Here is a 13126-nt window from a genome sequence, read left to right on the forward strand (position 1 = left end):
GCAGAGTCCCGACCGGTACATGAGTGAGCACGACCTCCAGACCGTGCGGACCGGGGTGCAGTGTGACATCGCCGAGACGGCAGTCGTCGGCGAGCCCAGCGGGAAGAGCGACGCCAAGACGCTGATCGGCGACGACGCGACCATCCGGGGCGGCACGATCGTCTACACCGACGTCGTCATCGGCGACGACTTCTCGACCGGCCACCACGCGCTCGTCCGCGGCGGCACGACCGTCGGCGACGACGTCCTCGTCGGAAGCCACGCCGTCCTCGACGGCGACCTCGAGATCGGGTCACACGTCAGCTGTCAGACGGGCGTCTACCTCCCGCCCGAGACCACCGTCGGGGACAACGTCTTCCTCGGGCCGCACGCGGTCGTCACCAACGACCCCTATCCCGTGCGGCCGACGAGCGAACTCGTCGGTGCGACGATCGAATCGGACGTCTCCGTCGGCGCGAACGCGACGATCCTCCCCGGCGTGACCGTCGGCGAGGGCTCGTTCGTCGCCGCCGGCGCGGTCGTCACCGAAGACGTTCCGGCCGAGACGCTCGCGGTCGGGTCGCCCGCGAGCCACGAACCGCTGCCCGAAGAGCTCCAGGGAGGAAATCGACTGCGATGAACCTCGAGGACCACCGCCAGATCCCCATCGCCTCGCCCGCTATCGGCGAACGGGAGCGCGAGCGCGTCGAAGAAGTGCTCGACAGCGGCATGCTCGCCGACGGCGAGGAGGTCCGCGCGTTCGAGCGCGAGTTCGCGACGACCTGCCACGTCGACCACGGCGTCGGGGTCGCCAACGGGACCGCCGCGCTCCACGCCGCCCTCCGGGCCTGCGGTATCGGCGAGGGCGACACCGTCCTCACGACGCCGTTCTCGTTCGTCGCGACCGCCAACGCCGTACGCTTCTGCGGCGCCGAACCGGTGTTCGCCGACATCGACCCGGAGACGTACAACCTCGACCCCACGTCCGCCCGGGAGGCCATCGAGATCCGCGGTGGCGACGTCGACGCGATCGTGCCCGTCCACCTCTACGGGTTGCCCGCCGACGTGGACGCCATCTGCGACCTCGCCGCGGAGTACGACGCCGCCGTGATCGAGGACGCCGCCCAGGCCCACGGCGCCCGCCTCGACGGCGAGCCCGTCGGGTCGTTCGGTGACGCCGCGGCCTTCTCGTTCTACCCGACGAAGAACATGACTACCGGCGAGGGCGGGATGATCGTCACCGACGACGAGGAGGTGGCCGACCGCGCCGCGCGGTTCGTCAACCACGGTCGCAACGACCAGTACGAACACGTCGAACTGGGACACAACTTCCGGATGACGAATATGGCTGCCGCCATCGGTCGCGTCCAGCTGAAGCGGCTCTCCCGGTTCGTCCGCGCCCGTCGCGACAACGCCGCCGCGCTCACCGACGCGCTCGACGAGACGCCGATCGACCCGCCGACGGTCCCGGATCACGTCGACCACGCGTTCCACCAGTACACCGTCCGGGCGCCCGACCGGGAGCGCCTGACGACCCACCTCGGCGATACGGGCGTCGACACCGGCGTCTACTATCCGACGCCCATCCACGAGCAGCCGGCCTACGACCACGTCGACGAGCGGTTCCCCGTCGCCGAGCGCGCCGCCGACGAGGTGCTCTCGCTCCCGGTCCACCCCGGTCTCACCGACGCCGACCGCGAGGCCATCGCCGACGCGCTCGCTCTCTATCAGGTGCACTGAGAACGCGAAAATCCTCGATCTCTCGCCGCCGATTCCGTGATTCGTCCGCGACTGTCGCCGTTCAGACCTCGACGCCGGCGGTCGCGCTGGGCGTCCCGTCCAGGTGACGACCCGCCCAGAGCTCCAGTCCGGTCAGCGCCGCGACCGGCGTGAACGACGTGAGGTCGCCGCCCGCGAGCCGGTCGTGGAGCGCGGCCACGCCGTCGGTGTCGAGCGGGTCGCGGTCGCGAACCCGCTCCAGCAGGTCGTCGACGAACCGGCGGAAGCGGTCGTCGGTCGCGTACCGGCGGACGTACGCGTCGCCGTCGGCTGCGCGGCCGTCCGATCCGCCGGCGCCGTCGGCCCGGAGCCCGGTCGAGCGCGTCCGATTCCGTCCCTCTGCCCCTGATGGGATCTGCGCCAGGTTCGGATCGAGTCGGCGGACCACCGCCCGATCGATGGGTGGATCGCCGGTCCCGGTCGGGTCGGACAGCGGGCGGGTCCCCAGTCGGTAACAGGCGGGCATCCGCGCGGCGGTGTCGAGCAGTGCACCGGACGCGAGCGAGCGCGTGCCGACGCGACTGCGCTGGACGGCTCGACTCCGCAGTTCCGTCGCGGCCCTGACCTGCAGTGCCGCGTCGACCGCGGTTCGCTCGGCCGGGCCGTCGACGCTCGCCGCCACCACGTCGTCGAGGGACTCGACCGGGTCGCGGTCGGCCGACAGCAGGGTCCGGACCGCCTCGGGCGGGAGCGCGCACTCGTTCTCCGAGAGCGCCGCGACCGGGGAGTCGTCCGCGGCGACCGTCCCGGCCCACGGGAGCGCGCCCAGGTGCGAGCGGCCGAACACCAGCGCGTCCGCGTCGTCGTGGAGTCGGTCGGTGACGTACGGGAGGCCGTCGACCGCGGCCCAGTTGACCATCGCGTCGGTCGCGGCGACCGCGTCGGCGACGGCGTCGACCAGGTGACCGTCGGGGTCGTCGTGGACCTGCCTGTTCGGGAGGCCGAGGTAGGCGGCCGCCTGCGCGGCCGACTCCCTGTCGCCGCCGTCCGGCCCGCCGCAGGTTAGCGTCTCGACCGGACATCCTCGCTCGGCGAGGACCGCGGCGCCGATGCGACTCGCCGGGTCACCGGGGAACCACAGCGACGGGTCGGCCGTCGTCGCCGCGACGTCGCCCACGGCCCGACGGTAGGCGTCGAGCCAGCGGTCCGGGTAGCCCGAGGGCGCCAGGCCGGCCGATTCGGGCGCCCAGTACCGGCTCGTCGAGACGCTCCCGTCGAACACGAGGTGGGTGGCCGGCGGCAGACTCGCGACGCCGTCGACCAGCGTCCGCTCGCCGAGGACGCCGCCGGCCAGGAGCAGGTCGCTCACCGCCGCGGGGTCGAGGGACGGGTCGTCGACCGCCGAGAGCAGCGGGCTCAGTGCCGAGGCGAAGTCGATCCCGTCGCCGGCCGCGTAGTAGATGGGTCTGCTCCCGGCCGCGTCGGTCGCAAGGTGCACCTCGCCCGCACCGGCGTCGAGACAGGCCAGCGCGAACGGCCCGTCGAGGCGCGCGAGCGTCTCCCGGGACTCGTCGGCGACGCCGCGGAAGAGGTCTCCCCAGGATAGCGACAGCCGGTCGCGGTTGGAGACGACGCCGTAGACGACGCCGATCAGTCCGTCCCCGTGCCAGACGACGTTCGCGTCGGGGTCGCGACTCCCGTGTTCGAGCACGCCCGCCGCCGCCTCGCCGTCGGCGGCCCGTTCGAGTTCGTACCAGTCTTCCCGGTGGGCCGCCGCAGCCAGTTCCCCGAGCCGTTCGTCACCCGCGGTGGTTCCGATGAGTCCGGTCATGCCCCCAGCGTGACCGCACCGGGGTATTGTTATGCGGTCGCTGAACGCCGTTCGACCCGGTATCGCGCTCGATACCGGCCGCCCGGGTGCCGACCGGCCGATCCGTCACGCGACAGCACCGATTCCGATCGCACGATAGACGAACACGGGAGACATTACTCTTTGCATACTCTATATCGGTATTATAAGATTTCTCATATTACCTGCCTATCACCTCTCTTACCGATGTCTACCTACACCCGCTTACAGGCCCATTTTGATGGCATATGCGGCAGTCAGCGTGTTATTTTTGGTTAGGAGATAAATCCTCGATATAAGTGGATAATTAGGAGATTTCCTAGCCGATATACTGAGTCAACCAGGACAAACCGAAACCTAGTGACTAAACCTTCGTAAACGCATGAATTGGGACCGTATTAATATACTTTTGATATCATATATTGAAAGACGATAGTTTCGTCGATCCAGCGGGTGGATCGGGGGCCCGGACCGGTTTCGCGTCCCGCGGCGTGCGGCCCGCGGTCCGGTAGCGACGACATAACAAACACCGAACGAGGTCTGCACGGGGACATGAACGGGCGGAGTGAGCCGTGGGATCGGTAGTCGTCTCGGTGGACGCGGAACTGGGGTGGGGCTTCGTCGATTTCGAGTCCCCGCCCGAGGATCGGGTCGAGAGCGCGCGATCCGGCTGGCGGACGCTCTGCCGGCTCTTCGAGGCTTACGACGTGCCCGCGACGTGGGCCGTCGTCGGCCACCTCTTCCACGAGTCGTGTGACGGCCGCCATCCCGACCACCCCGCCGGACCGGCGTGGTTCGCCCCCGAGCGCGACCTGTGGGGGGACCGCCCGGACCTGACCTGCGGTCCTGAACTGATCGAGCGCGTGCGCAAGTCGGGCCCGGACCACGAAATCGGCTGTCACACGTACTCGCACGTCCTGTTCGGGGACGACGGCACGACGAGCGAGGTCGCCGCAGCGGAGCTGTCGCGCTGTCGCGCTCTCGCCGACGAGTGGGGGATCGACCTGACGTCGTTCGTGTTCCCCCGGAACGAGGTGGGTCATCGCGAGCAGCTCGCCGAGCACGGTTTCGAAGCGTACCGGGGGAGCCGTCCCGTCCCGCGGCGGTCGCTCCCCGAGAAGCTCAAGACGGTCGCATTCGGGACGGGAGCGCCGCCGATCGTGACGCCGGCCGTCGACGATCACGGCCTCGTGAACGTCCCGGCGTCCCTGTTCCTCTACAGCTTCGAGGGGATAGCGCTCCGGGCCACGAAGCCCGTCGTCGGCGACCCCGTCGTCGAACTCGTCGAACGCGGGCTCGACGCCGCCGCGGAGGGCGATGGAGTCTTGCACCTCTGGTTACACCCGAACAACCTCGTGGGAGCGCCCCAGGTCCGGCGCATCGAAGCGGTCCTCCGGGCCATCGACGCCCGTCGCGAGGAGGTCCCCGTCGAGACCATGGCCGAGGTCGCCGCGCGAACCCGGGGCGAACCCCGGACGGTGGCGACAGACTGACTCCGGTGACGGACGGGGTGGTCCGACAGCCCTCGCCGACGCCCGGGTCCTTGCTGGGGAAGTCGCCGACGCTGCGTACTTCCCGTGACCGTCGCCGACCCCCCGTCGAAGGGATCGCTGGCGTCTTCGAGTCGTCGCTCGACGCCCGAAATTGCCGGTATCAGTTCGTGATCTGACCGAAGGCGGCGGCTACGGTTCGGAAAGGAGATCTATAACAATGAGGACGACCGTCGCCACTCACCTCAATGCCAGAGACTGACGCGGTGACTCCGCACGGACGGACCGGATACGACGGCGACGGCGTGGCGAGACCGACGACGATCGCTCGTCGAGCGTCGGGGGTGAGCGACCGTGCCGAGTGATCCCGCGAGCGATCTGGCCGGTCAGTCGGTGCTCGTGACCGGCGGGGCCGGATTCATCGGCAGTCACCTCGCGGCTGCGCTGACCGACCACTGCGACGTGACCGTTCTCGACGACCTCTCGACTGGCGAGGCGGCGAACGTCCCCGGGGAGGCCGAGTTCGTGGAGGGCGACGTGCGCGACTCCGTCGACGTCGAGACCGCGATGGAGGGCGTCGACGTGGTCTTCCACCAGGCGGCGCTGGCCGACGTGCGGACGTCGGTCCGGTCGCCGGTCGAGGCCCATCGCCGAACGGCGTCGGGAACGGTGAAGGTGCTCGACGCCGCCCGTCGCGAGGACGCCCGCGTCGTCACCGCGTCGAGCGCGGCGATCTACGGCCAGCCCGACACCCTGCCGATCCACGAGTCCGACCGGAAGACCCCGTCGTCGCCGTACGGCATCGACAAGCTGGCGGCCGACCAGCACACGCGAGCGTACGAGGATCTCTACGGTCTGCCCACCGTAGCCTTGCGCTACTTCAACGTCTACGGGCCGGGGCGGACCGACGGCGGATACAGCGGCGTCGTGAGCGCGTTCCTCGACCGCGCGCGGTCGGACGCGGTCCTGACCGTCCACGGCGACGGCACGCAGACGCGCGATTTCGTCCACGTCGAGGACGTCGTCCAGGCGAACCTGCTCGCGGGGACGACGAGCGACACGGGCCAGGCGTACAACGTCGGCACCGGCACCGCGACCACGATCCAGGAAGTCGCCGAGCAGGTCACTCGGCTCGTCGACTCCGACAGCTCCATCGCGTACGGCGACCCGAGAGAGGGCGACATCAAGCACAGTCGTGCAGCGATCGGGCGCGCGCGGAGCCAGCTCGGCTACGAGCCGTCGCTCTCGTTCGGCGAGGGCCTGGAGACGCTCGTCGAACGCGCGAGCGTCACGAACTGAGGGCGCGAGCGGGCGAAACCGGCACGTTCCGGTCGTATGGGCGGTATAACAAAACACGCTGTGCCCGTATGACAGCGCGTCCACCAGACACGCTTATGTATCAGGACTCGACAATCGGCGTCGTCGTTCCGGCTTACAACGAAGCGGGGTTCGTCGGCGACGTCATCGACACTATTCCGGCGTTCGTCGACAGGATCTACGTCGTCGACGACGCTTCCACGGACGAGACGTGGGAAGAGATTCTCGAACACGCCTCCAGGCAGAACCCTCCGACCGCCGCGCTCGTCGGGGACGGCGGCACCGAGCGACGCGTCGTCCCCATCCAGCACGAGGAGAACCGCGGCGTCGGCGGCGCGATAAAGACCGGTTACCAGCGCGCTCACGCGGACGGCATCGAGGTCGTCACCGTCATGGGCGGCGACGGCCAGATGGACCCGGACGTCATCGAGCGGATCATCGAGCCGGTCGTCGACGACCGCGCCGACTACACCAAGGGCAACCGGCTGTTGCTCGGCGACCACGCCGACTCGATGCCCCGATTTCGGTACGTCGGGAACGTCGTATTGACGTACCTGACGCGGATCGCCAGCGGCTACTGGGAGATCGGCGACCCGCAGAACGGCTACACGGCCATCTCGAGCGAAGCCATCGAGGCCGCCGACGTCGACGACATGTACGAGTTCTACGGCTACTGTAACGACCTGCTCGTCAAACTCAACGTCGCCGACATGCGCGTCGTCGACGTGCCGACGCCGGCGGTGTACGGCGACGAGGAGAGCGACATCGACTACTCCTCGTACGTCCCGCGGGTGTCGGGCATGCTGCTCCGCAACTTCCTGTGGCGCATCCGGTCGAAGTACCTCTCCGAACGGATGCATCCCGTCGCGCTCTGCTACGTCCTCGCGCTCGGCGCCCTCACGACGGGAACGGTCGGCGGCGCCGTCGGCGTCCTGACAGACCTCGACGTGCCGGCGGTCCCGACCCTCGCGTTCGGCCTGATCTTCCTCGTCCTGGCAATGGCTCTGGATAAGCGATCGAACAAACACCTGACCGGCGTCGCAGGCGCGGCCCCGACCTGATTCCGCGGGCGCACCGGCCGCGGTGAATCACAGTAAACTGTCTCAACTCGGCGGTAAGAGCCGCTTATCGCGGGAAGGGCGGTGCTACGCTCGTTCGTCCGCCCGATAATCTGGTCGTTCTCGTCCGCCGTTCGTGTGTCACGGTACCACGAATCGTGGTACGTACCACGCACGTATCTGGGTACAAAGTATGGAATTCGTACAGGCCAACAGGTTTCATATGGACAGTAGCGTTATACGAGTAGGTGGGCATTACCGGAAACGTGACCCCGAGTCGAAGCGGGCGACGGCCGGTCGGCCCGGGACGAGTGTACGAGGAACCATGACCAAAGAAGACGACAACGCGGACATGTGGACGGACGAACAGACGACGCGGGGAGAGACCGAACTGCCGACGAACTGGCGCGACCAGCCGGTCGACCCCGACCTCGAAGAGAATCTCGGCTACGAGATGATCGCGTGGGAGAAGATCAACGTCGTCGACAACCCCGATCAGGTGATCTTCCTGCCGAATTCGGAAGACCAGCTCCGCGACGACGCCTTCATCGTCTCGGACAAGGGTTCGGTGTGCGACCTGACGGACAAGCGATGAGCCTCCGCGTGTATGGATTCGACTCTCGGTCGGACGCTTCCTCACTCGCTCCGCTCGCGAAACAGCGACCTCCCTGGTTCGGGAATCCCGCCGTGCTGATTCGCTCCCTTCGGTCGCTCCACGGCTGTGGCGGGATACGAACCCCCGGTCGCGAGGCCGTCTCGGACAACGCCGTAACGGGTCACTCCACGGTGACGCTCTTGGCCAGGTTGCGCGGTTTGTCGACCGGTCGGTCGAGCAACGTCGCCGTGTGATAGGAGAGTAGCTGTAGCTGGACGTTCGCCAGGAGGCCGACGAGCTCGGGATGGGAGTCTGGCACCCACAACACGTCGTCGGCGGCCTCGGCGACCGCGCGCTCGGATCGCGGGGCGACCGCGATCACGGGCGCCCCCCTCGCACTCACTTCCTCGATGCTCCCGAGTAACTTCTCGGTGTGTGCCCCCGTCGCAACGGCGAACACCGGCGTGTTCGCCGTCACCAGCGCGAGCGGCCCGTGTTTCAACTCCCCGGCGGGGAACCCCTCGGCGTGTTCGTAGGAGATCTCTTTGAGCTTGAGTGCCCCCTCCAGCGCCACCGGGTGTGCGGTCCCCCGACCGATGAAGAAGTACGCGTCGCTGTCCCCGTAGCGGTCGGCGATGGCCTCGGCCGAGGAGTCCGTGAGCGTCGCGCTCACCGCGGAGGGGAGGTCGGACAGCGCGTCCAGTAGCTCGGGCGCCGTCTCGCTGTGCGAGCCCGCCACGTCCCGGAGGATCCGCTCGGCCAGCAGCGCCAGCGTGACCACCTGTGAGGAGAACGTCTTCGTCGCCGCGACGCCGATCTCGGGACCGGCCCTGATGAACACAACGTCGTCGCACTCGCGAGCGGCCGTCGACCCGACCACGTTGGTCACCGCCATCGTCCGGAGTCCCTCCGAGCGGCCCCGACGGAGCGCGGCGAGCGTGTCCGCCGTCTCGCCGCTCTGGGTCACACCGACCAGGAGCGTCCCGTCGTCGGCCGGTGGGGCGGTGATCGCGTACTCGCTCGCGAGGAACACGCGGGCGGAGATACCGCGCTCACGGAGCAGCTGGGCGCCGTACAGGGCGGCGTGATAACTCGTTCCGCAAGCGACGAACTGGACGCGCTCGACGTCGGCGAACGCCCCGTCGGGCAGCGACTCGAACGCGACGCGGCCGTCGGCGGCCCGGCCGCGGACCGCCTGCGCGATGGCCGTCGGCTGTTCGTCGATCTCCTTGCGCATGTAGTGGTCGAACGCCCCCTTCTCCACGTCGTCGGACGACCACTCGACGGTCTCGACCGGTCGCTCGACGGGCGCCCCCTCGCGGTCCGTGATGTCGTATCCGTCGGGAGCGACGCGGACCACGTCGCCGTCTTCGAGATACACGACGGAGTCGGTGAACTCCAGGAACGCGGGCACGTCGCTGGCGAGATAGTACGTCTCGTCGCTCGACGATCCCGGAGTATCGTCCGCGAGGCCGAACACCAGCGGCGAGCCCTGTCGAGTGGCGTAGACCGCGTCCTCGTCCTCGTGGATCAGCGCGATGGCGTAACTCCCCGACAGGTCGGCGACCGCGCGCCGGAACGCCGTTTCGATGCCCGCACCGGTCGCGAGGTACTCCTCGACGAGGTGCGGGACGACCTCGGTGTCGGTGTCGCTGGTGAACGTGTGGCCGGCGGCTCGCAGGCGCTCGCGGAGTTCGGCGTGGTTCTCGATGATCCCGTTGTGAACGACGGCGAGTTCGCCGCGACAGTCCGTGTGCGGATGGGCGTTGGCGTTCGTCGGCGGCCCGTGCGTGCTCCAGCGGGTGTGTCCGAGCCCGACGCTCCCGTCGATCGACGTCGACGAGAGGAGGTCGACGAGCTCCTCCACCTGTCCCTCCCGTTTGACCACTTCGACGCCGCTCCCGTTCGCGACCGCGACGCCGGCCGAGTCGTATCCCCGGTACTCGAGGTTCTCGAGGCCGGTCAGGAGTCTCGACACCGCGTCGTCGGCACCGACGGTGGCGGTGATACCGCACATCAGCGCCACCTCTCTTCGAGCGGTTCGGACTCGTCGAACGCGGTCGCGGCGGGGTCTCTGACAGCCGACTCTTCCATACGGTCGCTTACCCGAGAGTACAGTATTGTTATGTAGCTGTTTTTCGCGTGGGCGCGTCGGGTAAGTGACCCGTACAGGGACGCCGAATCCGCGGTCGCGACGGCTTCGTCGATCCGCTGTCAGTTCGGGCTGTTCGGGGCCGGATCGACACGTAACGGGCGCTTACCGCCCGATGTCGGGGTGTCGGTGTCGCAGAACTGGGCGAGCGCATCGACGAAGTCGCCGGTCGCGACCGCCGCGTCGCCCATCTCGCAGGGGAACGCGCCGGCGAGCGTCCCGTCACAGTAGAGCGCGACCGCGACCCGGGGCGGAACGAGGGCGCGGGCGGTCTCGCCGCTGATGGTCGAATCGAGCTCGCGCCGCTCGAAGAAGCGACTGACCGAGGCGTCGAACTCCCGGCCCCACCCGTCGAGCTCGCCGACGGATTCGAGCAGCGACGATCCCGCGTCGGTCTCGACGCACGTCTCGCAGAGACAGAGCCGGTCCCCCGTGACCTCGACCGATACCTCGTCGAGTTCCCCGTCGGCTTCGAGTTCGTTCAGTCCGCGGATCAGCGCTTCCTGGGCGCCTTTCGCGCCCAGTGGCGGGAGCATCGACCGGACGAACACGGTCACCCGTCGCGTGTTCGCGCGTTCGAAGCGCTCCTCCGTTCGTTCCATCCACTCGGAAAAGGCTGGTTCCTCCCTCGGCTGCGTGCGATCTCGTGTCACCGTGGGGAGGCAAACCACCCGACGCTCTTAACCGACCCCGACCGTTCACGGGGATCACCCGGTAGTAGTAGGCCTGAATCGGGAGGTAACGCTCGAAAAAGCACCGGTAACGAGCGGTCGATCGGGCGGTAAGCGCCCGATACCGCTCGCCCACACCCTTTTGGTCGCCGGCGCCAACCTGGGGGTATGCGCCCGACCAGTCGACTCAAGGAGAGCTTCGTCGCCGGGCTGATCCTCGTGGCGCCGCTCGCGGTCACGCTCTACATCATGCAGATCCTGGTCTCGTGGTCGCTCCAGTTCATCAACCCCGTCGTGAGCGAATTCGGCCTGATCGAGACGGCGGCCAACGTCGAACTCGCCGCGCAGATCCTGGCCGTCCTGCTCATCGTCTCCGTTATCACCGCCCTGGGACTGGTGGCCCAGTGGTCGGTCGGCAAACACCTGTTCGGAAACCTCGGGCGGACGATCAACGTCGTCCCCCTCGTGAGCACCATCTACGGGAGCGTCCGCCAGGTGGCGACCTCGCTCGTCGAGAGCGGGTCGCAGTTCGAGCGGACGGTCCTGGTGGAGTACCCCCGTGAGGGCGTCTACTCCATCGGCCTCGTCACCGGCGAGGGTCGGGCGAGCATCGACGAGGTCGCGGGCGAACGGGCGTACTCGGTGTTCCTCCCCAACAGCCCGAACCCGACAGCCGGGCGGCTGGTGATGGTGCCCGAGTCGCAGATCCACGAGACGGACATGAGCGTCCGCGAGGGGATGCGAATGATCGTCACGACCGGGATCGGCAACGACGACGAGCCGCTCGACGCCTACGACGAACGCACAGTGGCCGACCCGCAGCACACCGACTGAGCGTCGCCGCGAGCGGTCACTCCGGGAGCACGTCGCCGAGGGACGCGCCGACGACCATCACCACGGCGGTCACGAGACACTGGGCGAACGCGACGTCGGGTTCGCTCCAGTCCACGCGGCTCCAGACCGTCATCAGTCCCACGGACATCGCGCCGGCGATGGCGAGGATGCCGAGCAACCGCCGCGGAAGGACGCCGAACAGCAGGTCTGACTCGACTTCCTCGAAGCGCGCGGCGTACAGGATGCCGAGCGCGACGACGAGTCCGAACAGCGCCGTCACCGCGAGTTCGGGGACCGACCCGGCGATCGACTCGCCGATCTCCAGGGTCCCACCCTCGACTATCATCGGGACGCCGAAGACGAACGCGCCGACGACCGCTTCGCCCGCGTCCCGGAGGTCGAACGAGTCGCGGATCCGACCCAGAACTCGGGGCCGGCCCGCCCGTCGCGCGGTCCGCATCGCCTCGCGGACCTGCTCGCGCTCCTCCCGGGAGTCGACCATCTCTTCGAGGACCTCCAGGTCGTCGAGGACGTCGTCGATGTCGGGCTCCTCGTCCGGATCGCGTCCGGTCTCGCGGTCGCCGCCGCCGTCAGCACGCCTCGCGGCCGCCCCGGACGCGTCGTCTCGTCCCGTGTCCATGCACCGCTGTAGGAAAGAACGAGTCAAAAGGGTACGCACGTCGCGACTCGCGGGCGATGCGGAGACCGGCGGGAAATCCAGTCGTTCAGGCGGCCGCTTCGAACGCCTCGCGCAGCGAGTCGGACTTCTCGATGACGCGGTCGGCCCCGGTCTCCAGCGCGTCGAGCGCGTCGGTGTTCTCGTCGGTCTTGATCGTCAGCACGGGGTCGGTCTGGCCCCCTGACTGCTCGGGGTTCACGTCGTACGTCGCCGCTGTGATCCCCTCCGTCTCCAGCAGCGCGCCCTTCAGCACGTTCATGAACGTGTGGTCTTCGCCCGCGATCTCGATAGAGATCATCGTCGGCTCTTTCTCGATGACCCGCAGTTCCATACCCGTATCCAGCGCGTTCGCGCGCATCAAACTTACGTTCCCGCCCCAGATACTCGCCACTCGGCTCGCGACCGCACCCGGCTCAGGTCACGACCACACGCTACACGGCTCGCGACCACACCGCTCGGCCCGTGACCACACGTCGCTCCGGTCGCCCGCGCCGTCACCTGTCCCCGGAGCCGCCTCAAACGACTGCGTACACCATCAACAGCCCGAAGTAGACGAGGATCAGCACGGCCAGCGCCTTGAGCCTGAACCGGCGCAGCTGGCCCGTCTCCGCCTCGTGGGTCGACTCGTACGCCGCGCGCTCCTCGTCGCCGATGACGTCCGCGTGGACCTGCCCGCGGTGGAGCGCGAGCAACCCCTCGTTCTCCAGGGGGCGGCCGCAGTACTCGCACTCGACTGGCGTCCGATCGGGCGGCACGTCGTACGTGGTCTGTTCGTCGGTCATT

Annotated in this window: 13 protein-coding genes; 7 read left to right on the forward strand and 6 right to left on the reverse strand. The window is 68.4% G+C overall.

The window, feature by feature from the left end; translation table 11 throughout:
- Positions 1 to 19: 19 nt before the first annotated feature.
- Both ACMGFE_RS20690 and ACMGFE_RS20695 read left to right on the forward strand, forming a co-directional pair.
- Positions 20 to 619 carry an acyltransferase gene (locus ACMGFE_RS20690; protein WP_436927187.1) on the forward strand — a complete coding sequence of 200 codons (600 nt, stop codon included), beginning with the start codon at positions 20 to 22 and terminating at the stop codon, positions 617 to 619.
- Entirely contained in the window at positions 616 to 1719 is a 1104-nt protein-coding gene (locus ACMGFE_RS20695) for a DegT/DnrJ/EryC1/StrS family aminotransferase (RefSeq protein WP_436927188.1), read from the forward strand. The genes ACMGFE_RS20690 and ACMGFE_RS20695 overlap by 4 nt, the downstream gene beginning before the upstream one ends.
- A 61-nt stretch (positions 1720 to 1780) precedes the next feature.
- Here ACMGFE_RS20695 and ACMGFE_RS20700 read toward each other — a convergent pair whose 3' ends face one another.
- Complete coding sequence (locus tag ACMGFE_RS20700; protein ID WP_436927189.1) at positions 1781 to 3529, reverse strand: hypothetical protein; 1749 nt, start codon at positions 3527 to 3529, stop codon at positions 1781 to 1783.
- A 590-nt stretch (positions 3530 to 4119) separates the two neighbouring features.
- Between ACMGFE_RS20700 and ACMGFE_RS20705 the strand changes: the two genes are divergently transcribed.
- The 4 genes from ACMGFE_RS20705 to ACMGFE_RS20720 all read left to right on the forward strand — a co-directional run bounded on the left by ACMGFE_RS20705 (position 4120) and on the right by ACMGFE_RS20720 (position 8007).
- A complete protein-coding gene (locus ACMGFE_RS20705; protein WP_436927190.1) occupies positions 4120 to 5040 on the forward strand; it encodes a polysaccharide deacetylase family protein in 921 nt (306 codons plus the stop codon).
- A 351-nt stretch (positions 5041 to 5391) separates the two neighbouring features.
- Entirely contained in the window at positions 5392 to 6336 is a 945-nt protein-coding gene (locus ACMGFE_RS20710) for an NAD-dependent epimerase/dehydratase family protein (protein WP_436927191.1), read from the forward strand.
- A gap of 95 nt (positions 6337 to 6431) precedes the next feature.
- Entirely contained in the window at positions 6432 to 7415 is a 984-nt protein-coding gene (locus tag ACMGFE_RS20715; RefSeq protein ID WP_436927192.1) for a glycosyltransferase family 2 protein, read from the forward strand.
- Positions 7416 to 7737: 322 nt separating this feature from the next.
- A complete protein-coding gene (locus ACMGFE_RS20720) occupies positions 7738 to 8007 on the forward strand; it encodes a hypothetical protein (protein ID WP_436927193.1) in 270 nt (89 codons plus the stop codon).
- Positions 8008 to 8188: 181 nt separating this feature from the next.
- Here the strand turns inward: ACMGFE_RS20720 and glmS are convergent, their stop codons facing one another.
- Together glmS and ACMGFE_RS20730 are read right to left on the reverse strand one after the other, a co-directional pair.
- On the reverse strand, positions 8189 to 10024 hold the full coding sequence (gene glmS / locus ACMGFE_RS20725; RefSeq protein ID WP_436927194.1) for a glutamine--fructose-6-phosphate transaminase (isomerizing): 1836 nt from the start codon (positions 10022 to 10024) through the stop codon (positions 8189 to 8191).
- A 197-nt stretch (positions 10025 to 10221) separates the two neighbouring features.
- Entirely contained in the window at positions 10222 to 10761 is a 540-nt protein-coding gene (locus tag ACMGFE_RS20730) for an HTH domain-containing protein (protein WP_436927195.1), read from the reverse strand.
- A 237-nt stretch (positions 10762 to 10998) separates the two neighbouring features.
- On the opposite strand from ACMGFE_RS20730, the gene ACMGFE_RS20735 reads away from it, so the two are divergent.
- On the forward strand, positions 10999 to 11664 hold the full coding sequence (locus ACMGFE_RS20735) for a DUF502 domain-containing protein (RefSeq protein WP_436927196.1): 666 nt from the start codon (positions 10999 to 11001) through the stop codon (positions 11662 to 11664).
- 16 nt (positions 11665 to 11680) lie between these two features.
- Here the strand turns inward: ACMGFE_RS20735 and ACMGFE_RS20740 are convergent, their stop codons facing one another.
- The 3 genes from ACMGFE_RS20740 to ACMGFE_RS20750 form a co-directional block, all read right to left on the reverse strand.
- Positions 11681 to 12304: a hypothetical protein gene (locus ACMGFE_RS20740; RefSeq protein WP_436927197.1), complete on the reverse strand. Its 624-nt coding sequence runs from the start codon at positions 12302 to 12304 to the stop codon at positions 11681 to 11683.
- 85 nt (positions 12305 to 12389) lie between these two features.
- Positions 12390 to 12674: a DNA-directed RNA polymerase subunit L gene (locus tag ACMGFE_RS20745; protein WP_436927198.1), complete on the reverse strand. Its 285-nt coding sequence runs from the start codon at positions 12672 to 12674 to the stop codon at positions 12390 to 12392.
- Positions 12675 to 12858: 184 nt separating this feature from the next.
- Positions 12859 to 13125 carry a DUF7410 domain-containing protein gene (locus ACMGFE_RS20750; RefSeq protein WP_436927199.1) on the reverse strand — a complete coding sequence of 89 codons (267 nt, stop codon included), beginning with the start codon at positions 13123 to 13125 and terminating at the stop codon, positions 12859 to 12861.
- Position 13126 lies beyond the last annotated feature (1 nt).

Source organism: Halosimplex amylolyticum, from assembly GCF_051414035.1.
Classification (GTDB): domain Archaea; phylum Halobacteriota; class Halobacteria; order Halobacteriales; family Haloarculaceae; genus Halosimplex; species Halosimplex amylolyticum.

Coding starts and splice junctions, on each gene's coding strand:
- ACMGFE_RS20745 (WP_436927198.1), bottom strand. CDS start 12,674: ATGGAACTGCGGGTCATCGAGAAAGAGCCGACGATGATCTCTATCGAG.
- ACMGFE_RS20720 (WP_436927193.1), top strand. CDS start 7,738: ATGACCAAAGAAGACGACAACGCGGACATGTGGACGGACGAACAGACG.
- glmS (WP_436927194.1), bottom strand. CDS start 10,024: ATGTGCGGTATCACCGCCACCGTCGGTGCCGACGACGCGGTGTCGAGA.
- ACMGFE_RS20750 (WP_436927199.1), bottom strand. CDS start 13,125: ATGACCGACGAACAGACCACGTACGACGTGCCGCCCGATCGGACGCCA.
- ACMGFE_RS20700 (WP_436927189.1), bottom strand. CDS start 3,529: ATGACCGGACTCATCGGAACCACCGCGGGTGACGAACGGCTCGGGGAA.
- ACMGFE_RS20715 (WP_436927192.1), top strand. CDS start 6,432: ATGTATCAGGACTCGACAATCGGCGTCGTCGTTCCGGCTTACAACGAA.
- ACMGFE_RS20730 (WP_436927195.1), bottom strand. CDS start 10,761: ATGGAACGAACGGAGGAGCGCTTCGAACGCGCGAACACGCGACGGGTG.
- ACMGFE_RS20690 (WP_436927187.1), top strand. CDS start 20: ATGAGTGAGCACGACCTCCAGACCGTGCGGACCGGGGTGCAGTGTGAC.
- ACMGFE_RS20735 (WP_436927196.1), top strand. CDS start 10,999: ATGCGCCCGACCAGTCGACTCAAGGAGAGCTTCGTCGCCGGGCTGATC.
- ACMGFE_RS20740 (WP_436927197.1), bottom strand. CDS start 12,304: ATGGACACGGGACGAGACGACGCGTCCGGGGCGGCCGCGAGGCGTGCT.
- ACMGFE_RS20695 (WP_436927188.1), top strand. CDS start 616: ATGAACCTCGAGGACCACCGCCAGATCCCCATCGCCTCGCCCGCTATC.